This is a genomic window from Allobosea lathyri, assembly GCF_900108245.1.
In the GTDB taxonomy this organism is placed as follows: Bacteria; Pseudomonadota; Alphaproteobacteria; order Rhizobiales; family Beijerinckiaceae; genus Allobosea; species Allobosea lathyri.
Genome location: NZ_FNUY01000007.1, coordinates 26106 through 51709 on the forward strand (window position 1 = coordinate 26106; position 25604 = coordinate 51709).

Below are 25604 nucleotides of genomic sequence, written 5' to 3' on the forward strand. Positions count from 1 at the left end.
CACTCCCCGCGAAACGAGAACCCGCCATGGCCCTGATCACCTACCTCACCACCGTCAAGTTCGGTTTCGGCGAGATCGCCGGCATCGGGGCCGACCTCACCGCAATCGGCGTGACCAGGCCGCTGATCATCGCCGACAAGGGCATCGTCGCGGCCGGCATAGTCGGCACCGTCCAGAAGCAGGCGGCAGCGCTGGCCTCCGCGCCGGTCTTCGAGGACACGCCGACCAACCCCACCGAGGAAGCGGTTCTGGCGGCGCTGGCGCTCTATCGCCAGCATGGCTGCGACGGGCTCGTCGCCATCGGCGGCGGCTCGCCGATCGATCTCGCCAAGGGCGTCGCCTTGCTCGCAACCCATGACGGCGCGCTGGAAAGCTACGCCGCGATCCTCGGCGGCATCCCCAGGATCACGGCCAGCGTCGCGCCGGTGATCGCCATCCCCACCACATCGGGCACCGGCAGCGAGGTCGGTCGCGCGGCACTCATCACCCTCACGGACGGCCGCAAGCTCGGCTTCATCTCGCCGCATCTGATCCCGCGGCTGGCGATCTGCGACCCCGAGCTGACGCTTGGCCTGCCGGCCTGGCTCACTGCCGCGACCGGCATGGACGCCGTGACCCATTGCATCGAGACCTATCTCAGCCCACGCGAAAACCCGCCCGCCGAGGCGATCGCACTCGACGGCCTGAAGCGTGCCGTCGCCCATATCGAGCGCGCGGTGAAGGACGGTTCGGACCGCGAGGCGCGCAAGGAAATGATGATGGCCGCGCTGCAGGGCGGCATGACCTTCCAGAAGGGCCTGGGCGCCGTACACGCTTTGTCGCATCCACTGGGCGGGCTGAAGGAGGTTTCGCTCCATCACGGCACGCTGAATGCCGTGCTGCTGCCGGCCATTTTGCGCTTCAATGCGCCCGATGCCCAGGCGAAATACGCCGAGATCCGGCGCACGCTCGGCCTCGCGCCCGATACCGACCTCGCGATCTGGCTCGCCGAATTGACGGGCCGCCTCGGCATGCCGCAGAGCCTGTCGGCCATGGGCGTGCCGCGCAGCGTCATTCCCGCGATCGCGGAGGCCGCCGTGAAGGACCACTCCAGCGCCACCAATCCGCGCGCCGCCACCGCCGCAGATTATGCGGCGATGCTGGAAGCCTCCTTCGGCTAGGTCCGGACAGTCATGCTCTGAAACACGCCGTCATCCCGGACGCAGCGGAGCGGAGATCCGGGATCCATCGTAGAGCGCCGTCGAGCCTCATGATGGATCCCGGATCTGCGCGGCTAAAGCCGCTTGTCCGGGATGACGGCGCGCGGGTCCGAGCCAGATTGCGTACTCACCTTGGCGCACTCGGCGGCAACAGCTCGCCACTCAATACAGCCGGCTGCGATAGGCCTCTTCCAGATTGGCTTCGGCCTCGGCGACGCCGATCGCCTTGGTCTGCTCCGCGACGATCCGGCCCAGCGTCGGGAAGCGGTTGCGCTCGACCTGCGTCGAAGGATCCCACAGCTTCGAGCGAATCAAGGCCTTCCCGCAGTGGAAGAACACTTCGTCGACTGAAACGAGCAGACCGATCGTCGGCACCCGCTCCTGCACGATCGACGGCTCGAGCAGCGCCGGATCGCGCGTCACGCGGGCCCTGCCGTTGACCCGCAGGGTCTCGTTGATGCCGGGCACCATGAAGATCAGCCCGACGCTCGGCGCAGAGATGATATTGCCGAAGGTGTCGACCCGGTTGTTGCCCCGCCTGTCGGGAATCAGCAGCGTCTTGTCGTCGAGCACCCGCACGAAGCCCGGGGCATCGCCGCGCGGGCTCGCATCTGCGGCTCCGGCCCTGTCCACGCTGGCGAGCACAAGGAAGGGCGAGAGCGCGATGAAGTCGCGACAGAACTGGTCGAGTGCCGGCAGGACCTTGCGCTCGGCCAGAGGATTGACCGCGCCTATATGGGCGCGCAGCTCGTCAGGGTCATCGATATGGGCCACGGGATCGTCGAATGTGGTCATGTCAGGCTCCCATCGAGCTCTGCCGGTTTCCGGCATTTGCGCCAGTCTCGCCAATCGAGCCGGACAATGCCAGTCCCGGCCGGCCACACCACAAGGCACGAAAGCATGGCCGATGCGCCCTCCGCGCCGCAAATCCTCGGATCGAAATGCAACAGAACGCTGCAGGATGCATGCGGCGGGCTCAATCGTCTTGACCCCCACTCCGCCGCCCGCCATCGTGCTCGCCATATTCGCCCTCCTTTATGAGGCTTGATCCGATGCGCCGCACATTGCTGCGAACCGCCCTTCTCTCGGTCGCCTGCCTGGCCGGCTTCTCCGCCCTGGCCGCCAGTGGCCGCTATGTCGCTCCGCCCGACCGGGCCGAGGAGCGCATCATCCCGATGTATGGCAACCTGCCAGCCTGCGAAGACCCAGCCGTGCTCGGTGAGATCACCAGCTGGTTCAACTCGCGCGAAAGCAAGTTCTGGGGGCCGCTCCAGGCTGTCAGCTATGACCGCATCCGGCCGATCGGCTACCGGCCATGGGGCGATGATTTCATTCCGCGCCGTTTCTGCACCGGCCGCGTCCAGCTGAACGACGGCACGCTGCACCGCGTCGACTATTCGGTGCGCGAGAATCTCGGGCTCTTCGGCCTGACCTGGAACGTCAACTGGTGCGTCAGCGGGCTCGACCGCCACCGCAGCTATGCGCCCGACTGCCAGATGGCCCGCCCCGGCCCCGAGCGGTAAAACCGCCTGATGGCGCTCTTGCGCGCTTGCCTGTCGCTTGTGCTTCTCGGCCTGCTCTTCGGCGGAGCGCAGGCGCAAGGGCGCTATCAGCGTGGCGGCTCGCCGGGCGATTTCGACTTCTACGTTCTCGCGCTGTCCTGGTCGCCCGGCTTCTGCGAGCTCGATGGCGACCGCCCGCGCAATAGCGAGCAATGCTCCGAAGGCGCGGGCCTGCGCTTCGTCGTCCACGGGCTCTGGCCCCAGAACGAGCGCGGCTACCCCAGCGATTGCGGTCCGGCCGGTCGCACGCCCTCGCGAATCGCTATGGAGAAGGCGCAGGGCCTGTTTCCGACCGAGAGCCTCGCCCGCTATGAATGGCGCAAGCACGGCACCTGCTCCGGATCGAGCCCGAGCGACTATTTCGACGACGTCCGGCGCGCCCGCGAGAAGATCGTGATCCCGCCTTCGCTCGCAAAGGCGGATCGCGATCAGAACTGGACCGCGATCGACCTCGAACGCGCTTTTGTCGACGCGAATCCCGGATTGCGCACCGATATGATGTCGGTCGCCTGCAAGCGCGGCGTGCTTCAGGAGGTCCGCATCTGCCTCAGCAAGGACCTGCGCGGCTTCCGCACCTGCCAGGAGGTCGATCGCTCCGGCTGCCGATCGCGCGAAATCACGGTCACGGCTCCACGCTGACAGGCGCGTCAAAGACACGTAAGAGCGTGTCATGAATTATCGCCACGGCTTCCATGCCGGAAACTTCGCCGACGTGCTCAAGCATGTCATCCTCATGCGCATCCTCAGCCATCTCGGCGCCAAGGAGACGCCTTACCGGGTCGTCGACACGCATGCGGGGGCCGGTCGCTACGATCTCGGCTCCGAAGAGGCGCTGCGCACCCATGAATGGAAGGATGGCGTGGCCCGGATCGACCGGTCGCCGCTGTCGCCAGCGGTCGAGGCGCTGCTGAAGCCGTGGCGCGACGGCCTGGCCGGCGCCCGCGCGCTTCACGGGGCCGACACCTATCCCGGCTCTCCCTGGCTTTGCCAATTCGCGATGCGTGCCGACGACAGGCTGATCGCCGCCGAACTCCACCCCCAGACTCACAAGAAGCTGGTTCAGGTCATCGGCCGTGATCCACGCTGCAAGGCCCTCGCGATCGATGGCTGGAACGCGCTTCGCGGCAATGTGCCCCCAAAAGAGCGGCGCGGGGTCGTGCTGATCGACCCGCCCTTCGAGGAGAAGGACGAGTTCGCGACATTGGAGACGGAGCTCATCGCCGCCCACCGCAAATGGCCGACCGGGATCTATGCGCTCTGGTATCCGATCAAGGACCGGCGTGCCGTCGAGAATCTGATCACGGCGATTCTCGCGGCGGGAATTGGCCGCCTCCTGCGGCTGGAGATCGACGTCGATCGTCCCGAAGCCGCCGGCGGACTGACTGCCACGGGCATGCTTGTGATCAATCCGCCCTGGCTGCTGACGGATGAGGCCCGCATTCTGCTGCCGGCCCTCACCGAGCGTCTCGCCCAGGGGCCGAGCCCACGCTACCTATGCGAGCCGATTCGCCCGGACGGCTGACGGACGGCGATTCTTCCGCACAAATCCCACATCCCCGATGTTCAAACTGCCCATGGCCTAAAAGGACCTCCCGATGCTCGTATTGCGCTCGTCTCCCGCCTCTCCTTTCGGCCGCAAGGTCAAGATCGCAGCGCTCGAACTCGGCCTGATCGACCGCATCGAAATCGCCGCCACCGACACTAACGATCCCGCTGAGCCCCTGCGCCAGCAGAATCCGCTCGGCAAGATCCCGACACTGGTGCTGGAAGACGGCACGACGCTGTTCGATTCGCGCGTGATCGTCGACTATCTCGACCATCTCGCCGGCGAGAGCCGCCTCATTCCGGCCGGCGAAGCCCGCTTTGCCCAGTTGCGCCTGCAGGCTCTCGCGGATGGCCTTTGCGACGCTGCGTTGCTGCAGGTCTATGAGACCCGCTTCCGGCCGGTAGAAGGACGCAATGCCGACTGGGTCGCGCATCAGGCCGGCAAGGTTTCGCGCGCGCTCGCCGCATTGGAGGCCGCACCGCCGACCTATCCGGACAAGCCGCGGGTCGGCGAGATCGCACTCGCCTGCGCGCTCGGCTATCTCGACCTGCGCTTCGAAGGCAGCTGGCGGACGACTCACCCCCGGCTCGTCGCCTGGCTCGACGCCTTCGCCGCCAAGGTCCCGGCTTTCGAGACGACGCGCTTCAAGGGCTGATACCAACGGGCTTTGAGGCTCCCCTGTCGTCATTGCGAGCGCAGCGAAGCAATCCAGGGGTCGTCGAGCGCTGCCGCTCTGGATTGCTTCGCTGCGCTCGCAATGACGCAATAGCGACGCACCGATCGACATTAAAGCCGCTGGTATCAGCCCTTCAAGCCACCGGCATCATCGTTCGCGCAGCTACAAATCCAGGGGTCCGCAAGACCTCTGGATTTTTCGTGCCAAACCAATGACGGGATTGCAGGCAACAAAAAACCCGGTGGCCGAAGCCACCGGGTCATGTCCAACCCCGTGAGGGGAAAAGACTAGAACTTGTAGTTCAGGCCAGCGCGGACGACCGAGAACTTGGTCTCGACCTTGCCCGTGAAGGTGCCGCCGGGAACGTTGACCGACTCCTTGTCGAGATCGACGTAGAGGTATTCGACCTTGGCCGACAGGTTGTTGGTGAAGGCGTACTCCAGGCCAGCACCGAGCGTCCAGCCGTACTGAACGTTGTCGTCGCTGAACACGAAGGTCGGGGCAGTGATCTTGTTCTTGACCTGGCCATAAGCGAAACCGCCGGTGACGTAGGGCAGGAACCGGTCGAAAGCGTAGCCGACGCGGCCACGAACGGTGCCGAACCAGTTCAGCTCGTTCGAAGCGCTGAAGCCGTTCAGGGCTCCGGTGGTGGCCTTCAGGTCGGCGCCCTGGAAGTCAGCCTCGAGGCCGACGACCCACTGGCCGATCTGGTAGTTGTAGCCGATCTGGCCACCGCCGACGAAGCCGTCGGGATCCTTGAACTGCGGGATGACGCCGAGGTTGGTGGAGTCGATCTGACCCCAGGCGTAACCGGCGTTGGCACCGACGTAGAAGCCGGTCCAGGTGAAGATCGGAGCGTAGATCGGGGCAACGACCGGGCCCTTGCGGGACGGCAGATCAGCGGCAGAGGCGGCGCCGGCAGCGACGAGGCCAAGTGCCGCGACGCTCGAAAGCAGATACTTCTTCATAATAGACTCCTTAGACGTCGCTCATGCCGGTCGAGCCCGGCGGTGATTTCGATAGACCCTGTATAAGAGCATTACCCAGCTTTGTCTGTTGCGCCAGAAGCACAACTGCCTTGCAGACCGCGGCAGAAATGCGGCACGAATGCGATAACCCAGGCCAAAGAGTAAAGACGGATTAACGAACGTTAAAGCACGCTGAATGGTAAATCGAATACTAATAATACCGAGACTACCCCTGACCTCCCCCCAGCGTGCCGCCTCACTAACGCGACTACTCCCGTAGGGTTCCATTGCGATCGATCGAATTCTTCTCCCGCCTTGCCGAACCACGCCACGCATGCATAAGCCATTATGTTTGAAGCGAAACGAGACGTGACGAATGCCACCTATCTCGATTTTCATAATCGCGCGCGATGAGGCCGATCGCATAGGGCGGACGATCATGGCCGCGCGTGGTTTGAGCGACGATATCATCGTCGTGGACTCCGGTTCGACCGATGGAACGCAAGCCGTTGCCGAGCAGCTGGGCGCCCGAGTCGTCTTCAATGCCTGGCCGGGCTACGGCCCGCAGAAGCGGTTCGCGGAAGACCTCTGCCGCCACGACTGGATGCTCAATCTCGACGCCGACGAAGTCCTGCCCTCCGACCTCGCTGCCGAGATAGCCGCGCTTTTCGAAGGCAACGGACCAGGAGCGGACGCCTATAAGCTGAGAATCGCCGAAATCTTCCCCGGCGAGCAGGCGCCGCATCGCTTCGCCTACGCGCTCGCGCCCGTGCGACTCTATCGCAAGGCCAAGGGCCGCTATTCGCCCTCCCCGGTTCATGACCGGGTCGATCTCGATCCAGATGCCCGAATCGGCCGCCTCAAGGGTACGGTGCACCATTATTCGGTTCGCTCGCTGGGCGAGCAGATGGAAAAGCTCAACGCCTATAGCGACGCGCAGGCCGACGACCTCGACCAGCGCGGCGTGACAGTCTCGGCCTTCCGGCTCGTCGTCGAATTCCCGGCGAACTTCATCAAGGCCTATTTCGGCCGCCGGCACGGCCTGCGCGGCGTCTACGGCTTCATGACCGCGATGAACTATGCGTTCTACCGCTACCTGCGCGTCGCCAAACACTGGGAGCGACGGTTGCAGCGCCGCTCGCCGCCGAAAGCCGCCCTGCCACCGGCGAATCGGGAATCGCGCGATGTCTGAGGTTGCGCTGGTGACGGGGGGCTCGCGGCGCATCGGCCGCGCCATCGTCGAGCGGCTGGCGGACGCCGGCTATGCAGTCGCGATCCATTATGGCGGCGCGCGCGAAGAGGCCGAGGCGCTCGCGGCCGAATTGCGGCAGCGCGGCGCGCGTGCCGCCGTGATCGCCGGTGATCTGGCCGATCCCGCCGAGGTCGACCTGATAGTCCCGGCGGCGGAAGCGGCGCTGGGGCCGGTCACCTTGCTCGTCAATAGCGCCTCGATCTTCGTCGCCGACGATGTGCGCACGCTCGACATACCCAGCTGGAACCGCCAGTTCTCGGTCAATCTGCGCGCACCGTCGGTTCTGGCGGGCGCCATGGCGAACCGCCTGCCCGAAGGACGCGATGGCGCGATCGTCAACATCATCGACCAGCGCGTCTGGAAACTGACCCCGCAATATTATTCGTACACGCTGACCAAGGCCGCGCTGCTGACCGCGACGCAGACCATGGCCCAGGCGCTGGCGCCGCGGATTCGCGTCAATGCGGTTGGTCCCGGGCCGACCCTGCCGAATGCGCGCGACGGCGCGGCGCGGATGGAGCAGGAGGCAGCTGCCACGCTGCTGCAGCACAAGGTCGATGCGACCGAGATCGCCGAAGCCGTGCTCTATCTCGCGCAGGCGCGCTCCGTCACCGGCCAGATGATCGCGGTCGATGCAGGCCAGCATCTCGGCTGGCGCACGCCCGATATCGTCGACTGATCAGGCCGGCGCGTCGTCGCGATAGGGCGCGCGCCCGGTCGTCAACGCATCGTCGAGCAGTTCGAGCCGGTCCTGCCCCCAGAACACCTCGCCATCCAGCACATAGCTCGGCGCGCCGAAGACGCCGGCCTCGACCGCCACATTGATCGTGGCGGCATAGTGCTCGAGGATCGCCTCGCTCCTCGCGGCAGCGAGCAACTCCCCGCCGTCGAACCCGGCGGCTTCCGCGATCTTGCCGATCAGCTCGGGCTGCGACAGATCCTCGTCGCGCGCCCAGATGCCGGCCAGCACATCGCCGACGAAGGCCGACGGATCGCCTCCCGCCTCGGTGATGGCGATCACGACACGGTCTGCCAGCGCGACGTCGAAGGGGAAGTGCTTGGGATACAGCACCAGCGGCAGGCCGCGCTTCTCGCGCCAGCGCTGCATTTCGAGAATCCGATAACGCTGGCGCACCGGATGGCGCTTGGGCAGCGGCAGGCCGCCGGTCTCATCGAAGACCATGCGCAACGGCGTCGGCCGATAGACCAGCTTGCAGCCATGACGCCGCGCCATCGCCACGAAGGACGTATGACCAAGATAGGTCCAGGGCGACATCAGGGTGAAGAAGTAGTCGATCTGGCGCGGCATGTCGGACCTTTGCATAGCCTTCGAGAGCATCGGCGAGGGATAGCGCAGTCGACCGGACCACGCCACGCCATCTGGCCGCATGCCGATGACATCAGGCGCGCATGCTGCCGCAGTGCGCGGTATGGCCGGAAACGCGGCCGGGCGGATGCCGGTCGCGCCTCCCAGTCAGGCGGTTGAAGCCGCGATGTGCTCAAGCGGCCTTGTTCTTCACCGCGCCGATGATGGCCGTCAGGATGGCGCCGCCGGCGCCGCCGGCGATCAGATTCGTGAGAATGCTTCCGACGCTGAAGCCGCCGCCCTGCACCGCCGTCGCCAGCGCAGGCAGCACGAGCGGAATGAGCTGGCCCAGAACACCGCCGCCGACGAGGCCGGAGATCGTGTTACCCAATGTCCCGAGATCGAAGGTTGGAGAGGCCTTGCCCGCCGCATTGCCGCCAATCGCGCCGGCAACGAGATTCATCAAAATCTGTTCCATGCTACCCCCAAAACCACGTCATGTGGCCTTGGGACGATGACTCCGCCTGCGTGCCGATGCAACTCCCGCTGGAAACCGGGCGGGCGCTCGCCTTTTGCAGATCAGGCCAGCGTGATCGCCGAGATCAGCCGGCCATAGTCCGGCTCACCCCGATGCGTCGTGCGGCGATAGCTGAAGAAGCGCTGCTCATCGCCATAGGTGCACAGGCCGAGATCGACGAAGCGGCCGATTCCGGCCTCCTGCGCCCGCAGGGCAATGAACGCCGGCAGGTCGAACATCGCATGGGCGGGGCGCTCGGAGCCTGCGAAAAAGCGCGAATAGGTCGGATTCGATGCCTTGAAGCGCTCGATGAACTCGGGCCCGACCTCATAGGCGCTGGCGCTGATGGTGGGGCCGAGCACGGCGACGATCCGCTCGCGCCGCGCGCCAAGCTTCTCCATCGCGGTCACAGTCGAGGCGACGACGCCGGTGAAGGCGCCCTTCCAGCCGGAATGGGCGGCGCCGATGACCCGCGCCTCGGAATCGGCGAACAGGATCGGCCCGCAATCGGCACTGGACACGCCAAGCGCGACGCCGGGCGCCACGCTGACCATGGCATCGGCCTTAGGCTTGTCGCCCTGCCAGGGGCCGTTGACGACCTCCACATCGGCGGAATGCACCTGGTAGAGACTGACGAGGTTCTCGGGTCGGACATCGAGATGACCTGCCATGCGCGCCCGGTTCTCGACGATCGCCTGAGGCGAATCGGACGAACCCAGCCCGCCATTGAGCGACGCATAGATCCCGGTCGATACACCGCCCTCGCGCGTGAAGAAGGCGTGGCGGATGCCGGGCTCGGCAGCGAGATCGGGAGAGGTGATGAACATGGGCCCGTCCAGTTTCGCGGCATTCCACCGCTGTCGTCAGACCTGCTCTGGCAGCCGATGAAGGTTAAATCCGGGCAGCGGCGGCAGGCGGGGATGAGATATCGCCAGAACCTTGAACAAATCGCCCATGCCGGGGGCGCCGGCCTCGTCTTTTTCCTGCGCGATCAGCCGGTCGAAAGCGGCCGCGATCGCAGCCGCCTGTTCGGGATCAGCCTTTAGCGACAGCGCCTGCGCGCGTTCGGCCAGCCCCAGTCTCAGCAGGAAATCACGCTGGGTAGCCGGGCCGTGGGTCGCCGCGCCCGACCGCAGCGCCATCTGGCCGACACGGGCGAAATCGACGTGAACAGTCACGTCTGCTTCGCCGGGTTCGGCGAGCGGCGATGTGAAGCTGTGGCTCTTCATCGCCTGCAGCGTATCGCCGAAACCCGACCGGACAGAACCGTAATCGATGAAAAGCCCGGCCCCGCCGAATTCGGCAAGGTGCCGCGCGATGCCGGCGACGATATCGAGCGCCATCGCCGGCTGCTCGAACAGAGCGCCCTCGGGCGCGTCGAGCGCGAGGCCTGCATCCGAGGCTGACAAGCCGAAAGCCAATTCGCCGCGATCATCGAGCCCGACCAGCCGCTCGCGCCAGCCCTGCGGCGTCATCACGAACTGGTCGAGCGGCAGCGCGTCGAGGAATTCGCTGGCGAGGACGATCGCGGGCCCGTCAAGCGCGCTGGCGATCGTGTCATGCCAGACCGGCTCGGCCTTGCCGGCAAGGGTTCTGGATTGCACCTCGCGCAAGACCGGGCTGGTTTCGACGAGATGTACGGAAAGCGCGGCCGGGAAACCTGGAACCACCTTCGCCGCGCGCAGCACATCCGCCATCAGCGTGCCTCGCCCCGGACCAAGTTCGATCAATCGCAAGGCCGCAGGCGCGCCCATCGCCTGCCAGACCGAGGCCGCCCAGAGCCCGACCATCTCGCCGAACATCTGGCTGATCTCGGGCGCCGTGGTGAAATCCCCCTGCGCGCCGAAGGGATCGCGCGTCATGTAGTAGCCATGGCGGGGATGGCCGAGGCACAGGCCCATATAGCGGGAGATACTGAGCGGCCCCTCGTCCTGGATCAGGCGGACGAGCTCGGCCTTCAGCCCGCTCACGCCACCGCCCGACGCGAACGCAGCACGAGGAACAGCCCGGCGAAGAATAGGGGCAGCGAGAGCAGCATGCCCATGGTGATGCCGCCGCTCAGCGCGTTGACGCTCCGCCCGAACAGGAAGCCCAGCTGCGGATCGGGCTCGCGGAAAAACTCGCAGACGATGCGCGCGACGCCATAGCCCATGCCGAATACCCCGGCGACGAGGCCGGGCTTCTTGAAGCCGCCCAGCCGCACGACGATCGTCAGCAGGACGAACAGCAGCAGGCCCTCGGCGAAAGCCTCGTAGAGCTGGCTCGGATGGCGCGGCAGCGGCCCGGCATTGGGGAACACCATCGCCCATGACACGTCCGGCGCCGGCCTGCCCCAGAGCTCGGCATTGATGAAATTGGCGATGCGACCGAGAAACAGGCCGATCGGCACAACCGCCGCATTGAGATCGAACACGCTCAGCGCCGGATAGCCGCGTCGGCGCGCAAACAGCCAAAGCCCCGTCGCCGCGCCGATCAGCCCGCCATGGAAGGACATGCCACCCTGCCAGATCGCGAAAATGTCCTGCGGCCGAGCCAGATAGCGTTCGAGATCGTAGAACAGCACGAAGCCGAGGCGCCCGCCCAGCACGACCCCGAAGGTGACGAACAGGAGCATGTCGTCCAGCTCTTCGGCCTTCGGACGCGCCCGGCCGCCCCAGAGACTGTCATTCGAGACCAGCCGGCGCGCATACCACCAGCCGCCGAGCAGCCCGACGACATAGGCCAGGCCGTACCATTTGATCGAGAGTGGGCCGAGTTGCAGCGCAACCGGGTCGATCACCGGAAAGGCAAGGACGAAGGTGGGCATGAGCATGGCGTCCGGCAGGAAGGCGACCCCCCTCCGCGCGTCATCCCGGACAAGCCGCGAAGCGGCGCCGATCCGGGATCCATCATAGGGCGAACGCTCTACGATGGCTCCCAGGTCTCCCTTCGGTCGCCCAGGATGACGGCGGGGAGGATCAAGGTTACCCGGACTTGGTCAATCCGGGCCCGGCAGGTCAAGCGAAAAGGCCTTGCGCGGCCTGTCCGGCTCAGACCTTCACGATCAATTTTCCGAAGTTCCGGCCTTCGAGCAGGCCGATGAAGGCCTCGGGTGCCCGCTCCAGCCCCTCGACGATGTCTTCCTTGTATTTCAGCGCGCCTTCCGCGATCCAGCGCGGCATCTCCTGCTCGAAGGCCGGTCGCTGGGCGATGAATTCGCGCTGGATGAAGCCGCGAATCGTCAGGCTCTTTGAGAGTACCTGGCGCATGACGACAGGCAGCCGGTCAGGTCCTTCGAACTCGCCTTCATTGTTGTATTGCGCCACAAGGCCGCAGACCGGAATCCGCGCGAAGGTATTGAGCAGCGGGAACACCGCATCCCAGACCTTGCCGCCGACATTTTCGAAATAGACGTCGATTCCATCCGGGCAGGCCGCCGCCAGCTGCTCCGCCAGATCGGGGGCCCGGTGATCGATCACCGCATCGAAACCGAAGGTCTCGCGCACGAAGGCGCATTTCTCGGGGCCGCCGGCGATGCCCACGGCACGCGCACCCTTGATCCGCGCGATCTGGCCAACCGCCGAGCCGACAGGCCCGCTCGCCGCCGCGACCACGACCGTCTCGCCCGGCTTGGGCTGGCCGATCGTCAGCAGGCCGGAATAGGCCGTGAAGCCGGGCATGCCGAGCACGCCCAGCGCCGTGGTGACCGGCGCGGTGGCAGGATCGAGCTTGCGCAGCTGCTTCCCGTTGGCCAGCGCATGGGACTGCCAACCGGAATGGGACAGCACGATATCGCCCGGCTTGAAGCCGGCATGACGGCTCTCCAGAACCTCGGCGACGGTGCCGCCCTCCATCACCTGCCCGATCTCGACAGGCGCCGAATAGGATTTCGCGGCGCTCATCCGGCCCCGCATATAGGGGTCGAGCGAGAGGTAACGGATTTTCAGCAGAACCTCGCCCTCGCCTGGCGTCGGAACGGGCGCCTGCTCCAGTCTGAAATCGCTCGGGCTGGGGCGGCCCTTGGGCCGCGAGGCAAGGACGATCCGGCTGTTGGTCGCTTCTGTCATGAGCTTGCGTTCCTCGCTGATGTCTTGCCGACATGATATCATTGATGATATATTGATATCAATCCTACTCCGTCGCGAGGACGCCAGACATGCCCTCAGTCACCGTCCGGCAAATCTCGGAGGAAACGCACCGCGCACTTCGACTGCGCGCAGCGCGTCACGGCCGAAGCACGGAAGCGGAAATTCGCCAGATTCTCGACGCTGCGGTGAAGCCGGAGCAGCGTGTCCGGCTCGGTACGCTGCTCGCTGGAATCGGCAGGGAAAGCGGCGGCATCGATCTTGAGATCGAGCGCGACAGATTCGTCTCGAAGCCGATCGATTTCGAATGATCCTGCTCGACACAAATGTCGTATCCGAACCGCTGAAAGCAAACCCCGACCCGTCAGTGCTGCGCTGGCTCGACGCACAAGCCATCGAGACGCTCTATCTGCCTGCGATCGGCCTCGCAGAGCTTCTGTTCGGCATCGCCACCCTTCCGGACGGCCGGCGCCGGAGCCAATTGCAGACCCGGTTCGATCAGGACGTCCTGCCGCTGTTCGAGGGACGGATCCTGGCTTTCGATGGCGCTGCTGCCGGCGCCTATGCGGCGTTGCTGTCCAAAGCGCGGACGCAGGGCAAGGCGATAGCCACGGTCGACGGCTACATCGCCGCGATCGCAGCCAGCCATCGCCTGACCGTGGCGACGCGCGATACGGGTCCGTTCGAGGCGGCGGGTGTGCCCGTGATCAATCCATGGGCGATATGAAGCGGCTGCTGACATGACGAAACGCTTCGCGCATCCTACATGCGTGCCATGAGTCGCGAACGCCAACACACCGGACCCCAGGACCCCTCGGGCCAGCCCGACCTGCCCGATGACGAGATCGAGGATGAGGAGGACAGCCTTCCTCTCCCCGCCCCTGCGGCCGAGCTCGAAACCGCGCCCGGCGCGCTGAAACATGGCATCGAGGTCATCGCCGGCTTCGCGAAGCACCTGCCCAACAAGCCCGGCGTCTACCGCATGTTCGATCGCGCGGGCGAAGTGCTTTATGTCGGCAAGGCCAAGAGCCTGAAGAACCGGGTCACCGCCTATGCCCGCGGCATGGCCCACACCAATGCCGTCGCGCGCATGATCGCCGAGACGGCGAATATGGAATTCGTCACCACCGGCACCGAAACCGAAGCGCTGCTGCTCGAATCCAACCTGATCAAGCAGCTGCGCCCGCGCTACAACGTGCTGCTGCGCGACGACAAATCGTTCCCCTACATCCTGCTCAGCGGCGACCATGAGGCGCCGCAGATCGCCAAGCATCGCGGCTCGCGCCAGCGCAAGGGCGATTATTTCGGGCCCTTCGCCTCGGTCTGGGCCGTGACGCGCACCATCGACGCGCTGCAGAAGGCCTTCCTGCTCCGTTCCTGCACGGATTCCTTCTACGAGAACCGGACGCGGCCCTGCCTGCTCTTCCAGATCAAACGCTGCTCCGGCCCCTGCACGGGCGAGATCAGCATTCCCGACTATCAAGCGCTGGCCTCTCAGGCACGTGACTTCCTCTCGGGTCGCTCCTCGACCGTGAAGCAGACGCTCTCGACTCGCATGCAGGAGGCGGCCGAGGAGCTCGAATTCGAGAAGGCGGCGCGCTACCGCGACCGGCTGGCGGCGCTGTCTGCCGTACAGGCCGGGCAGGACATCAATACGCAGGGCGTCGAGGAAGCCGATGTCTTCGCCATCGACGAGCAGGCCGGGCAGTTCTGCGTCGAGATCTTCTTCTTCCGCAACCACCAGAACTGGGGCAACCGGGCGCTGTTTCCGCGCGCCGACAAGAGCCTGACCCCGGCGGAGGTGCTGGCCTCCGTCGTCACCCAGTTCTACGACGACAAGCCGCCGCCGCGCCTCGTCCTGCTTTCTCACCCCGTCGAGGAAATCGAGCTGATCGCCCAGGCGCTCTCGGCCCGCGCCGGCCGCAAGGTCGAGGTCGCCAATCCCAAGCGCGGCGAGCGGGTCGACCTCGTCGAACACGCCCGCAAGAACGCCCGCGAGGCGCTCTCCCGCAAGCTGGCCGATAATGCCGGCCAGCAATCGCTGCTGGCGGCACTGGGCGCCGCGTTCGGCCTGGCCAAGGCCCCGCGCCGCGTCGAGGTCTACGACAACTCGCACATCATGGGCACCAACGCGGTCGGGGGCATGATCGTCGCCGGCAAGGACGGCTTCATGAAGAGCCATTACCGCACCTTCAACATCTCCGCCGACACCATCGCCGGCGACGATTTCGGCATGATGCGCGAAGTGCTGCAAAGGCGGTTCGCGCGGCTGGCGAAGGAGGCAGGCGGCGCCGCCCCTGCAAGCCCTCATCCTGAGGAGGCCGCGCAAGCTGCCGTCTCGCAGGATGCTCCAGAGGGTGACGGAGCCTCGACAGATCCCCTTCCCCCCGCTTGCGGTGGGGAAGGGTTAGGGATGGGGGGCGGGAAAGCAGGGCTCGCCTCTTCCTCCGACGAAGCGCCGAGCGGCACTGCCCCCCACCCAACCCTCCCCACCGCAAGCGGGGGGAGGGCCAGCGTCGAGCGGTCCGCGGATTCCAATGAAGACGACGCAGCCTTCCCCTCGCGCCCCGATCTCGTCATCGTCGATGGCGGCAAGGGTCAGTTCGAGGCCGCCCGGAAAATCATGGCCGAGCTCGGCGGCGGCGATGTTCCCCTTGTCGCCATCGCCAAGGGCGAGGATCGCAATGCAATGCGCGAGACCTTCCACATGGTCGGCAGAGAGCCGTTCAAGCTGCCGCCGCGCGATCCGGCGCTGTATTTCATCCAGCGCCTGCGCGACGAGGCGCACCGCTTCGCCATCGGCACGCATCGGGCCAAGCGCAAGCGCGACACCATGACGAACCCGCTCGACGAGATTCCCGGCATCGGCCCCTCGCGCAAACGGGCTCTCCTGCTGCATTTTGGCACCGTGAAAGCAATCAAGCGCGCCAAGCTCGACGACCTCATGCGGACGCCGGGCGTCAACGCCGCCACCGCCAAGGCCGTGCATGAATTCTTTCATGATGCTTGAACGTAATCGCGACCTCGCGTCCTTGCGTGTTGACGCTGTCACAACCGCACTGCTTTGGTGTTGACCGTGACGATTCTTCCAGACGCCATAAGGCGGCGTGGCCCCTGGTCGCTGCCAAACCTGCTTACCTACGGTCGGATCCTCGCGATTCCGGCCCTTGTAGGCCTGCTTTTCTGGCCCAAGGACGATTGGGTGCGCTGGATCGCGCTTGCGGTCTATGTCGCCGCGGCCGTCACCGACTATCTCGACGGCTGGATCGCGCGGGCCTGGAGCCAGCAATCGGCGATCGGCCGCATGCTCGACCCCATCGCCGACAAGCTGCTGGTCTGCGCGCTGCTGCTGATGCTCGTCCACACCGAGACGATCAAGGGCTGGGCGATCTGGGCGGCGATCGTCATCCTCTGCCGCGAGATCCTGGTCTCCGGCCTGCGCGAATTCCTCGCCGAGCTGAAGGTCAGCGTGCCCGTCAGCAAGGTCGCGAAGTGGAAGACGACGGCGCAGCTGCTGGCGCTCGGCTTCCTCGTCGCCGGGCCGGCTGGCGACAAGGTGCTGCCCGCGAACACCCTGATCGGCATCGTGATGTTGTGGGTTGCCGCCGCCCTGACCATCTATACCGGCTGGGACTATTTCAACGCAGGCGTCCGCCATCTCGTCGCGGAGGACGAGCGCGCACCATGACCGAGACTGTTGTCGAGCCATTTGTTGCGACACGAGCGATCAAGCTGGTCTATTTCGCCTGGGTGCGCGAGCGCGTCGGCCTGGCGCAGGAAACTGTCTCGCCGCCAGCCGGAACGCTCACGATCCTCGACCTCGTGCGCTGGCTGAAGACGCGCGGCGAGGGCTATGAAGCGGCTTTCGCCAATGAGACGATCGTGCGCGCCGCGATCGACCATGCCCATGTCAAACCCGATACGCCGCTGGCCGGCGCGAGCGAGATCGCGTTCTTCCCGCCAATGACCGGCGGCTGATCTTTTTGGCTAGCTCTGGAAACACAACGTCATCCTGGGCGACCGCAGGTCGTCCCGGGATCCATCGGAGGGCTAGGTTATTTCAAGACCATGGCGCCCTCCGATGGATCCCGGAGCTGCGCGGCTTCGCCGCTTGTCCAGGATGACGGCGTGTTCCCGGCGCAGGTCATGCTGTTTCGGAGCCGCTCGATGACCCCCGTCATCCGCATCCAGCGCGAGGATTTCGATCTCAACGCGGAGCTCGCGGCCCTGACGGCCGGCCGCCGCGATATCGGCGCGGTCGTCAGCTTCTCCGGCCTCTGCCGCGACGAAGGCGGCACGCTGGCGGCGCTGGAGCTCGAACACTACCCAGGCATGGCCGAGGCCGAGATTAGCCGCGTCGCGGAAGAAGCCATCGCGCGCTGGCCGCTGCAAGGGCTGGTCGCGATCCACCGCCATGGCCTGATCAGGCCGGGCGAGCAGATCGTGCTGGTCGCCGCCGCCTCAGCGCATCGCCGCGCCGCTTTCGAGGCCGCCGAATTCCTGATGGACTACCTCAAGACCCGCGCGCCGTTCTGGAAGCGCGAGCATCTCGTCGACGGATCGGTCGGCGGCTGGGTCGAGGCCAAGGCCGAGGACGATGCGGCGGCATCGCGCTGGGACGGATCCGAATGAAACGCATGACGCTGCGCTTGTTCGAGGCGGCCCTGGCCCCGGCGCTCTCGCTGAGCCTGTCCGGATTCGCCACGGCCGCTCCGGCCAGCAAGACCTTTCGCGACTGGATTGCCGGCTGCGACAATCTCAAGGGCTGTGCCGCGCTTTCCCTACCCGGCGAGGCGGCGGAACAGATCGCCTTCCTGAAATTGGAACGCCCGGGCGGGCCGACCGGCACAACCAGCCTGTCGCTGAAGATCAGGGCGGAGAAACTGAAGGCTCCGCTCACGGCCGATCTTGCGATCGATGGCGCGCCCTTTCCCGCGGCTGGAAAGCGCCTCGCGGCGACTGTGGTCGATCAGGAAATCGCGACGATCGCGCTCTCGCCCGACGAGACCGAGGCGCTGATCGCAGCCGCGCGCAAGGCGACGAAGCTGAGCATTGCGCTCGCCGGCAAAAGCTATGACGTCTCACTCGCGGGCTCCGTCGCCGCCATGCTCTGGATCGACGAGCAACAGGGCCGGCTCAATACGACCTCAGCCTTGATCCGCAGGGGCGCGAACACGAACGTCCCCGCAGTCCCAGCCCTGCCCGTCATCACGGCGAAGGGATCAGCCGAGCCTGCCCTCCCGCCGAAGGCTGCAAAGGCGCTGACGGTCGCGCTGCGCAAGCAGCTGAAGCGCCTCGATCCTGATATGTGCGAGGACGCGCCCGACGATCTGCCCGACGCCGAAGGCGCCTGGCCGCTGGCGGGCGGGGAGCGGCTCGTCGGGCTGCTCTGCTCGCGCGGCGCCTATAACCTGTCGACCGCCTTCTGGATCTTGCAGGGCAGCGACGTGGCCAAGGCGCGTAAGGCCCAGTTCCCGCAGATCGATGGCAAGCCCGACAATGTGCTGGTGAACGCGCATTTCGATCCGGCGACCGGACAGGTCGGCTTCTTCAGCAAAGGGCGCGGCATCGGCGATTGCGGCGCCAGCGGCAATTATGCGTGGACGGAGACGGGCTTCGTGCTGACGGCCTTCCAGGCCATGGACGAATGCAGGGGCATCGCCAGCGACGACTGGATCACGCTGTTTCGCAGCGAGGTGAAGGTGGTGAAGTAGCCCGGCCGGATGCCGATGCGATCGAAAAGCCGTCTAGCAGCCTGCTGCGTTTCCGCAGAAAACGCGGGTCATCCCGGCCGAAGCGAAGCGCAGAGCCGGGATCCATGCCTGAACGATGATCGCTAGCGCTCCGGAATGGATCCCGGGTCAAGCCCGGGATGACCCAGTGTTTCCGCGGGAAACCCGCACGCGCTAGCCCCCCGTCACGGTGTGCAAAACGTGGATGCTCGCCACGAGGGCGAGCATGACGGCGGAGATAGCGGCCCGACGTTCAGGCCGCCTTCGACTGCGGCTTCACCGCAGCGGAATAGTCTTCCATGATCACCTTGCCCATATTGCCGGTGATGAAGGAATAGGGTCCGATCTCGGAGACAAGCGTCACCTCGGCGGCTGAGCCGGTGATGAAGCACTCGTTGAAGGTTTCCAATTCCTCGGGGCGGATGCGGCGCTCGATCACCTCGAAGCCGCGCTGTTTGCACTGCTCGATCACAGACTGGCGCGTCAGGCCGTTCAGGAAGCGGTCGGCCTGCGGCGTGTGGATCACACCGTCCTTGATGAAGAAGATGTTGGCGCCGGTGCATTCGGCGACATTGCCTTCCCAATCCAGCATCATCGCGTCGGCATAGCCGGCGCGCTCGGCCTTATGCTTCGACAGCGAGCAGATCATGTAGAGCCCCGCCGCCTTGGCGTGGACAGGCGCGCAGGCCGGATCGGGCCGGCGATAGGCGGCGACATCCAAGCGGATGCCCTTCAGCTTCTGCGCCATGTCGAACATGCTCGGCCACTCCCAGACCGCGATCGCGGTATGGATGGTGTTGTTGATGCCCGACACCGCCATCATCTCCGAACCGCGCCAGGCGACCGGACGGATATAGGCGTCCTTCAGCCCGTTCTCCTTCAGGCAAAGCTGCTTGGCGGCATCGAGCTCGGCGACCGAATAGGGGATCGTGAAATCCATGATCTCAGCGGATTTGTGGAAACGCTGCGAATGCTCGGTGCCCTTGTAGATGACGCCGTCATAGGAGCGCTCGCCCTCGAACACGCAGGAGCCGTAATGCAGGCCATGGGTCAGTACGTGCACCTTGGCGTCCTTCCACGGCACGAGCTTGCCGTCGAACCAGATGACGCCGTCGCGCTGGTCGAAAGGAATGACTGACATGGTGTTTCTCCTGGACGTCTTTCTGCTCCGGGCACACGGCCATGGCCGGGCGAGGAGTGCAAGCGTGGGTCGAAAACTGCGCTGCGGCAGGCGAGTGCGACATATTCCGTCGTCAATCGCCCTTGACCGGTAATCTTACGTCTGAGATATGTCAATGATGCTGACGTAAATTATTCTGAAGCAGACGGAGGCCGGGATGGAAGTTCGACCGATCGATGCGCCCCGGCAGCCGGAGCCGGCCGACAGCGTACCCTACGACCTGATCGAGCTCTTCTTCTTCGCCTATCGCGATTTCGTCGGCGACCCCGACCGCATCCTCGCCGATTACGGTTTCGGCCGCGCCCATCATCGCGTGCTGCATTTCGTCCAGCGCCGCCCGGGCCTGACCATCGCCGAATTGCTGGATATCCTGCAGATCACCAAGCAGAGCCTCAACCGGGTTCTGAAGGAACTGGTGGAAACCGGCTATGTCGAGCAGCGCACCGGGCGGCAGGACAAGCGCCAGCGTCATCTCCACGCCACGGTGAAGGGCCAGGAACTGTCGCTGCGCCTCGATCAGCTGCAGGCGAAACGCATCACCGCCGCGCTCGCCGGCGTCGGCGCGGAGTCGGCACCGGTCATCGCGCGTTATCTCGCGGGGTTGATCGATGCCTCCGAACGCCACAAGGTACAGGGCTTTCTCGCCAAGCCGCTATGAGCATTGGCGGGAGGCCCAGAGGAACCGCCCTGTGCTATTGAAGGCCTGTTCCTGAGATCGCGCCGGGCGCGCTCCGGCGAAGGATGAAGGCACGGATATGGTCGCAGCAGATATGACGGCGCGCCCGGCGCGAAAGCCGCTTCCCGACGAAGCGCCCCATATCCTGGTGGTGGACGATGACCGGCGCCTGCGCGATCTGCTGGCGCGCTTCCTCGGCGACAACGGCTATCGCGTCACCAAGGCCGCCAATGCGGCGGAGGCCGATACCAGGCTGGCGCATCTGGTCTTCGACGCCATCGTGCTCGACATCATGATGCCCGGCGAGAACGGCTTCGACTTCGCCCGCCGCTTCCGCATCGACTCCACCACGCCCATCCTGATGCTGACCGCGCGCGCCGACGGCAAGGACCGCATCAACGGGCTTGAACTCGGCGTCGACGACTATCTCGCAAAGCCCTTCGAGCCACGCGAATTGCTGCTGCGCCTCGGCAACATCCTGAAGCGCACCATCGTCGTCGATGCCGGCCAGTCCGGGACCCGGCCCGATTTCGTCCGCTTCGGCCCGTTCCTCTACGGTCTTTCGCGCGGCGAATTGCGCAAGGGCGAGGAGGCGATCCGCCTGACCGAACGAGAGCGCGAAATCCTGACCGCGCTGGCCGAGCGTGCCGGCGAGGTCGTTCCGCGCGAGGAACTGGCTGCGCAGGGCTCGGCCGCGAACGACCGCACGGTCGATGTGCAGATGAACCGCCTGCGCCGCAAGATCGAGCGTGATCCTGCCGACCCGCTTTATCTGCAGACGGTGCGCGGCGTCGGCTACCGCCTGGTGACGGATCGAACGTGACCCCGGTTCAACCCGAGAAGAGGAGGACATCGGCGGTGCAATCCGCCGGTGCCGGATTCGCGTGGCTGCGCTCGGCTGCCGCGCAGTGGTGCGGCCGGGCCAACACTTCCTTGAAGCCGCTGCTGCGGCGGGCTGGCCGCCCCTTGCATGCCATCGCGCGCTACATGCCCAAGGGGCTTTATCCGCGTGCGCTCGTCATCGTCATCGCGCCTGTCGTGCTGCTGCAATCGGTCATCGCCTATGTCTTCATGGAGCGGCACTGGCAGACGGTGACGCAGCGGCTGTCCTCGGCCGTTTCCGCCGACATCGCCATGATGATCGATGTCTATGAGAGCTATCCGCAGGATGCCGATGCCAGCGTGCTCGCCCGCATCGCACAGGAGCGGCTCGGCATGGATGTCGACATCCTCCCCGATTCCGACCTGCCGGCGCCGGGCCCGCGCCCGTTTTTCTCGCTGCTCGACAGCGCGCTCTCGACCGAATTGAGCCAGCAGGTGGCGCGGCCGTTCTGGCTCGACACCGTCGGCCGCTCCAGCCTGATCGAGATCCGGATCAAGCTCGGCAAGAACGTGATGCGCGTGCTGACGCGGCGCAGCCAGGCCTATGCCTCCAACAGCCATATCTTCCTGCTCTGGATGATCGGGACGTCGCTCATCCTGCTCACCATCGCGGTGCTGTTCCTGCGCAATCAGATCCGGCCGATCCTCAAGCTCGCCGATGCGGCGGAGGCCTTCGGCAAGGGCCGCGACGCCGAGTTCCGCCCGCGCGGGGCGCGCGAGGTCCGGCGTGCCGGCAACGCCTTCATCGAGATGAAGCGCCGCGTCGAGCGTTCGATCGGCGAGCGCACGACCATGCTGAACGGCGTCAGCCATGATCTGCGCACCATCCTGACCCGTTTCAAGCTGTCGCTCGCGCTCCTCGAACGCTCATCCGAGATCGACGCGCTCGAAAAGGATGTCGACGAGATGAGCCGCATGCTGGAGGACTATCTCGCCTTCGCGCGCGGCGATGCCGGCGAAGTCGCGGTCGAGACCGATATCCGCGCCTTGCTGGAAGAGTTGAAATCCGATGCCGAGCGGCAGGGCCACCAGACCGAATTGACGGTCAATGGCGATCCGCTGGTTGTGATCAGGCCCGACGCCTTCCGCCGCCTGCTGACCAATCTCGTCTCCAACGCCGCCCGCTTCGGCGACCGCATCGCCATCAGCGCCACCCATGATGCGCGCTACCTGATCGTGATGGTCGACGATGACGGCCCCGGCATCGCGCCTGAACAGCGCGAAGACGTCTTCCGCCCCTTCTTCCGCCTGGACGAGGCCCGCAATGTCGATGGCGGCGGCACCGGCCTGGGCCTCGCCATCGCGCGCGACATCGCCCGCGCCCATGGCGGCGACATCATCCTGTCAGATTCGGTGCTGGGCGGCTTGAGGGCGACGGTCAGGTTGCCGGTCTGAACTGCCGAAGGCCACGCCTCATTCCACCCCGATCGGCGCCAGTTTCGGCAGGCGCTCGATGGCGTGGTCGAGGAAGGCGCGGACCTTGGGCGCGAGATGGCGCCCACTCGGCACCACCAGCTGCACCGGCAAGGGCGGCGGCTCATATTGCCGCAGCAGCCGCACGAGCGCGCCCGAAGCAAGATCATCCGCCGCCTGATAGGAGATCGGCCGCGCCAGCCCGCGACCGGCGCGCGCCGCGATCAGAACCGCCTCCACCTCGTTGACGATGAAGCGCGGCGTCAGCACGACGCTCGCGCCACGCCCCGGTCCGCCGAAACGCCAGCTCAATGTCTGCTCGGCGGCCACGCTTGCAATCGTGTCGTGGCCGGCGATGTCGGCGGGTCGTTGTGGAGCCGGATGGCGGACAAGATAGGACGGCGCGGCAACAAGGATACGGCGGACCTCGCCGACCTTGCGCGCCACCAGCCGCGAACTCGCCAGCGGCCCGATCCGGATCGCCAGATGCAGATCCTCCTCGATCAGATCCAGATTGCGGTCCGCCAGCACGAGTTCGACCTGCACATCCGGATAGCGATCGAGAAACTCGGCCACCAGAGGCGTGGCATGCCGCCGCCCGAAGGAGAGCGGCGCGGTGATGCGCAGCAGGCCGCTGACGGGGGCAGCAGCGACACCGCCGATCGAGGCGTCGTAATCGGCGAGCAGGCGGCGGGCGGTGCCGGCCAGTTCGCGACCGGCATCGCTCGGCGTCAGCCGGCGTGTCGTCCGGGCGATCAGGCGCGTCCCGACCCGCTCCTCGAGCGCCGCCAGCGCCCGCGTCACCGCAGGGCGCGACCGGCGCAACCGCCGCGCCGCGCCAGCCAGACTGCCGGCATCGACGATAGCGACGAAGATGGCGAGTTCGTCCAGCCGGTCCATGACAATTGTTCCAGTCAATGGAATTCTGAGTTTTTGAGATAGCAGATTTCGCGATCTCGAGGGAACGATCATTCTGGCGCCAGTTCATTGGAGAGGTATCATGACCCGGCCCCAGATCGTCCTGCACGGCACGCCCCTCTCGGGCCACGCCCATCGCGTGGAGCTGCTGCTGCTGGCATTGGCGCTCCCCTATCGTTACGAGGCCGCCCCAGCCGAGGTGCGCAGGAGCGAGGCCTTCCGCAGGCTCAATCCGCTGCAGCAGATTCCGGTGATCGAGGACGGCGACGTCACCCTCGCCGACAGCAACGCGATCATGGTCTATCTGGTCAGGCGCTATGCGCCGGGCAGTTCATGGCTGCCCGATGAGCCGGTCGAGGCCGCAAACGTCCAGCGCTGGCTCTCGATCGCCGCCGGCGAAGTCATGCACGGCCCGGCCAATGCCCGCCTGATCGCCCAGTTCGGCCTGAAGGATGACATCGCCCGCGCCGCGCGGATCGCGCGTCAGTTGCTGGGCTTCATGAACGATCATCTCGCCAGCCGCGACTTCCTCGCGGCGGACCATCCAACGCTCGCCGATCTCGCCTGCTATTCCTATGTCGCCCATGCACCGGAAGGGGGCATCGCGCTCACGCCCTATCCCGCGGTAAAAAGGTGGATCGCCCGCATCGAGGCGCTGCCCTTCTTCAAGCCGATCCCGCCCTCGCCCTGGCCGCAGCCGGTCGTGAACCATGAGTGACGGGCCCTTTCATGCTGGCGAGCTGGAGGCGCAGGCGCGCGCAGGCGTCGCCTCGCGCGGCGGCGGCATCCGCGCGCTCATGCCCGATCAGCATCGCAGCTTCTTCGCGCAATTGCCGTGGCTGTTCGCAGCCGTGACCGATGCCGAAGGTTGGCCGCTTGCGACTGTCCTGACCGGCGAAAAGGGGTTCGTCGTCAGCCCGACACCGACAACGTTGTCGGTCCACGCGCTCCCCTCGCCCCACGATCCGGCAGCGCAGGCTATCCGCGCGGGACGGCCCGTCGGCCTGCTGGGGATCGAGTTCGAGACGCGGCGGCGCAACCGTGCCAATGGCCGGATCATAGGGCGCAACGACGGTGGCTTCGCAGTCGCCGTCACGCAGAGCTTCGGCAATTGCGCGAAATACATTCAGATCCGTACGCCGGAACCGGAACTCGCCGCTGTCACGAGTTCGGTCGAACCGCTGAGGGCTCTGGACGAGGAGGCCCGCGAGCTGATCGCAGGCGCCGATACGCTTTTCATCGCCAGCGCAGCTGCGGCTGTCGACGATCCCGAAGGCGGGATCGACATGTCCCATCGCGGCGGCCGGCCGGGCTTCGTGCGGGTGGATGGCGACGTGCTCACCGTGCCGGACTTTGTCGGGAACAACTATTTCAACACGCTGGGAAATCTGCTTCGCGAGCCGCGCGCGGCCCTGCTCTTCGTCGATTTCGCCGGCGGAACGATGCTGCAATTGCAGGGCATCGCCGAGATCGTCTGGGACGGTCCGGAACTGTCGCGGCTGGAAGGAGCGCAGCGGCTCTGGCGCTTTCGTGTCACGCGTGGCTGGCGCCACCGGCATGCCCTGGCCCTGCGCTGGTCGGCGCCAGACTATGCGCCGACCACGCTGGAAACGGGCCTGTGGGATGAGGCTCGGTTGCGGGCGGCGGGTTAGCGCATGCCGCTTATGCTCAGAACCACGGTGTCATCCTGGGACAGCGAAGGTCGACCCGGGA

The 25604-nt window shown here is 65.9% G+C and carries 29 protein-coding genes; 19 read left to right on the forward strand and 10 right to left on the reverse strand.

Annotated elements, in window-relative coordinates; translation table 11 throughout:
* The first annotated feature begins 26 nt into the window (after nt 1-26).
* Nucleotides 27-1160: an iron-containing alcohol dehydrogenase gene (locus C4S73_RS16630; protein WP_103873653.1), complete on the forward strand. Its 1134-nt coding sequence runs from the start codon at nt 27-29 to the stop codon at nt 1158-1160.
* 201 nt (nt 1161-1361) lie between these two features.
* Here C4S73_RS16630 and C4S73_RS16635 read toward each other — a convergent pair whose 3' ends face one another.
* Entirely contained in the window at nt 1362-1994 is a 633-nt protein-coding gene (locus C4S73_RS16635) for a pyridoxamine 5'-phosphate oxidase family protein (RefSeq protein WP_103873654.1), read from the reverse strand.
* A 257-nt stretch (nt 1995-2251) separates the two neighbouring features.
* Between C4S73_RS16635 and C4S73_RS16640 the strand changes: the two genes are divergently transcribed.
* The 4 genes from C4S73_RS16640 (at nt 2252) to C4S73_RS16655 (ending at nt 4962) form a co-directional block, all read left to right on the forward strand.
* On the forward strand, nt 2252-2722 hold the full coding sequence (locus tag C4S73_RS16640) for a hypothetical protein (RefSeq protein ID WP_146071374.1): 471 nt from the start codon (nt 2252-2254) through the stop codon (nt 2720-2722).
* A gap of 9 nt (nt 2723-2731) precedes the next feature.
* The gene (locus C4S73_RS16645; protein WP_103873656.1) at nt 2732-3400 is read left to right on the forward strand and encodes a ribonuclease T2 family protein; all 669 of its coding nucleotides are present in this window, start codon (nt 2732-2734) and stop codon (nt 3398-3400) included.
* A 31-nt stretch (nt 3401-3431) separates the two neighbouring features.
* Nucleotides 3432-4283, forward strand: a complete 852-nt coding sequence (locus C4S73_RS16650) for a 23S rRNA (adenine(2030)-N(6))-methyltransferase RlmJ (protein WP_103873657.1) — start codon at nt 3432-3434, stop codon at nt 4281-4283.
* Nucleotides 4284-4356: 73 nt separating this feature from the next.
* Nucleotides 4357-4962 (forward strand): glutathione S-transferase family protein, encoded by a 606-nt coding sequence (locus C4S73_RS16655; RefSeq protein ID WP_103873658.1) that lies wholly within the window; start codon nt 4357-4359, stop codon nt 4960-4962.
* Nucleotides 4963-5270: 308 nt separating this feature from the next.
* Here C4S73_RS16655 and C4S73_RS16660 read toward each other — a convergent pair whose 3' ends face one another.
* On the reverse strand, nt 5271-5951 hold the full coding sequence (locus C4S73_RS16660) for an outer membrane protein (RefSeq protein ID WP_103873659.1): 681 nt from the start codon (nt 5949-5951) through the stop codon (nt 5271-5273).
* A gap of 376 nt (nt 5952-6327) precedes the next feature.
* On the opposite strand from C4S73_RS16660, the gene C4S73_RS16665 reads away from it, so the two are divergent.
* Nucleotides 6328-7143 carry a glycosyltransferase family 2 protein gene (locus C4S73_RS16665; protein ID WP_103873660.1) on the forward strand — a complete coding sequence of 272 codons (816 nt, stop codon included), beginning with the start codon at nt 6328-6330 and terminating at the stop codon, nt 7141-7143.
* Nucleotides 7136-7882 carry an SDR family oxidoreductase gene (locus C4S73_RS16670; protein ID WP_103873661.1) on the forward strand — a complete coding sequence of 249 codons (747 nt, stop codon included), beginning with the start codon at nt 7136-7138 and terminating at the stop codon, nt 7880-7882. Before C4S73_RS16665 ends, C4S73_RS16670 begins: the two co-directional genes overlap by 8 nt.
* Here the strand turns inward: C4S73_RS16670 and C4S73_RS16675 are convergent, their stop codons facing one another.
* The 6 genes from C4S73_RS16675 to C4S73_RS16700 form a co-directional block, all read right to left on the reverse strand.
* Nucleotides 7883-8512: a 2-hydroxychromene-2-carboxylate isomerase gene (locus tag C4S73_RS16675; protein ID WP_103873929.1), complete on the reverse strand. Its 630-nt coding sequence runs from the start codon at nt 8510-8512 to the stop codon at nt 7883-7885. It lies immediately after the preceding gene.
* A gap of 190 nt (nt 8513-8702) precedes the next feature.
* Complete coding sequence (locus C4S73_RS16680) at nt 8703-8972, reverse strand: hypothetical protein (protein ID WP_244595636.1); 270 nt, start codon at nt 8970-8972, stop codon at nt 8703-8705.
* 116 nt (nt 8973-9088) lie between these two features.
* A complete protein-coding gene (gene pgeF / locus C4S73_RS16685) occupies nt 9089-9853 on the reverse strand; it encodes a peptidoglycan editing factor PgeF (protein WP_103873663.1) in 765 nt (254 codons plus the stop codon).
* Nucleotides 9854-9889: 36 nt separating this feature from the next.
* Nucleotides 9890-10996, reverse strand: a complete 1107-nt coding sequence (locus tag C4S73_RS16690; protein ID WP_103873664.1) for a class I SAM-dependent methyltransferase — start codon at nt 10994-10996, stop codon at nt 9890-9892.
* On the reverse strand, nt 10993-11832 hold the full coding sequence (gene lgt / locus C4S73_RS16695) for a prolipoprotein diacylglyceryl transferase (protein WP_103873930.1): 840 nt from the start codon (nt 11830-11832) through the stop codon (nt 10993-10995). The genes C4S73_RS16690 and lgt overlap by 4 nt, the downstream gene beginning before the upstream one ends.
* Nucleotides 11833-12055: 223 nt before the next feature.
* On the reverse strand, nt 12056-13072 hold the full coding sequence (locus C4S73_RS16700; RefSeq protein WP_103873665.1) for an NADP-dependent oxidoreductase: 1017 nt from the start codon (nt 13070-13072) through the stop codon (nt 12056-12058).
* 89 nt (nt 13073-13161) lie between these two features.
* Here C4S73_RS16700 and C4S73_RS16705 point away from each other — a divergent pair, with 89 nt between their 5' ends.
* The 7 genes from C4S73_RS16705 to C4S73_RS16735 all read left to right on the forward strand — a co-directional run bounded on the left by C4S73_RS16705 (nt 13162) and on the right by C4S73_RS16735 (nt 18804).
* Nucleotides 13162-13401, forward strand: a complete 240-nt coding sequence (locus C4S73_RS16705) for a FitA-like ribbon-helix-helix domain-containing protein (RefSeq protein ID WP_103873666.1) — start codon at nt 13162-13164, stop codon at nt 13399-13401.
* Nucleotides 13398-13817 (forward strand): type II toxin-antitoxin system VapC family toxin, encoded by a 420-nt coding sequence (locus tag C4S73_RS16710; protein WP_103873667.1) that lies wholly within the window; start codon nt 13398-13400, stop codon nt 13815-13817. The genes C4S73_RS16705 and C4S73_RS16710 overlap by 4 nt, the downstream gene beginning before the upstream one ends.
* A 48-nt stretch (nt 13818-13865) precedes the next feature.
* Complete coding sequence (gene uvrC / locus C4S73_RS16715; protein ID WP_103873668.1) at nt 13866-16100, forward strand: excinuclease ABC subunit UvrC; 2235 nt, start codon at nt 13866-13868, stop codon at nt 16098-16100.
* Between the two features lie 66 nt (nt 16101-16166).
* Nucleotides 16167-16778, forward strand: coding sequence for a CDP-diacylglycerol--glycerol-3-phosphate 3-phosphatidyltransferase (gene pgsA, locus C4S73_RS16720; RefSeq protein ID WP_244595637.1), 612 nt, complete (start codon nt 16167-16169; stop codon nt 16776-16778).
* Between the two features lie 38 nt (nt 16779-16816).
* Entirely contained in the window at nt 16817-17068 is a 252-nt protein-coding gene (moaD, locus tag C4S73_RS16725) for a molybdopterin converting factor subunit 1 (protein ID WP_103873931.1), read from the forward strand.
* A gap of 189 nt (nt 17069-17257) precedes the next feature.
* A complete protein-coding gene (locus C4S73_RS16730) occupies nt 17258-17722 on the forward strand; it encodes a molybdenum cofactor biosynthesis protein MoaE (RefSeq protein WP_103873932.1) in 465 nt (154 codons plus the stop codon).
* On the forward strand, nt 17719-18804 hold the full coding sequence (locus C4S73_RS16735) for a DUF1176 domain-containing protein (protein WP_103873670.1): 1086 nt from the start codon (nt 17719-17721) through the stop codon (nt 18802-18804). Before C4S73_RS16730 ends, C4S73_RS16735 begins: the two co-directional genes overlap by 4 nt.
* Nucleotides 18805-19075: 271 nt before the next feature.
* Here the strand turns inward: C4S73_RS16735 and C4S73_RS16740 are convergent, their stop codons facing one another.
* The gene (locus tag C4S73_RS16740; RefSeq protein WP_103873671.1) at nt 19076-19963 is read right to left on the reverse strand and encodes a branched-chain amino acid aminotransferase; all 888 of its coding nucleotides are present in this window, start codon (nt 19961-19963) and stop codon (nt 19076-19078) included.
* Between the two features lie 196 nt (nt 19964-20159).
* Between C4S73_RS16740 and C4S73_RS16745 the strand changes: the two genes are divergently transcribed.
* From C4S73_RS16745 to C4S73_RS16755, 3 genes are all read left to right on the forward strand, one after another.
* A complete protein-coding gene (locus C4S73_RS16745; RefSeq protein ID WP_103873672.1) occupies nt 20160-20660 on the forward strand; it encodes a MarR family winged helix-turn-helix transcriptional regulator in 501 nt (166 codons plus the stop codon).
* Nucleotides 20661-20772: 112 nt separating this feature from the next.
* Nucleotides 20773-21501, forward strand: a complete 729-nt coding sequence (locus tag C4S73_RS16750) for a response regulator (RefSeq protein ID WP_103873933.1) — start codon at nt 20773-20775, stop codon at nt 21499-21501.
* Nucleotides 21502-21611: 110 nt separating this feature from the next.
* Entirely contained in the window at nt 21612-22955 is a 1344-nt protein-coding gene (locus C4S73_RS16755) for an ATP-binding protein (RefSeq protein ID WP_244595657.1), read from the forward strand.
* A gap of 18 nt (nt 22956-22973) precedes the next feature.
* Here the strand turns inward: C4S73_RS16755 and C4S73_RS16760 are convergent, their stop codons facing one another.
* Nucleotides 22974-23873 carry a LysR family transcriptional regulator gene (locus C4S73_RS16760; protein ID WP_103873673.1) on the reverse strand — a complete coding sequence of 300 codons (900 nt, stop codon included), beginning with the start codon at nt 23871-23873 and terminating at the stop codon, nt 22974-22976.
* Between the two features lie 100 nt (nt 23874-23973).
* On the opposite strand from C4S73_RS16760, the gene C4S73_RS16765 reads away from it, so the two are divergent.
* Nucleotides 23974-24609 carry a glutathione S-transferase gene (locus C4S73_RS16765; protein WP_103873674.1) on the forward strand — a complete coding sequence of 212 codons (636 nt, stop codon included), beginning with the start codon at nt 23974-23976 and terminating at the stop codon, nt 24607-24609.
* Nucleotides 24602-25543 (forward strand): pyridoxamine 5'-phosphate oxidase family protein, encoded by a 942-nt coding sequence (locus tag C4S73_RS16770; protein ID WP_103873675.1) that lies wholly within the window; start codon nt 24602-24604, stop codon nt 25541-25543. The genes C4S73_RS16765 and C4S73_RS16770 overlap by 8 nt, the downstream gene beginning before the upstream one ends.
* The last annotated feature ends 61 nt before the right edge of the window (nt 25544-25604 follow it).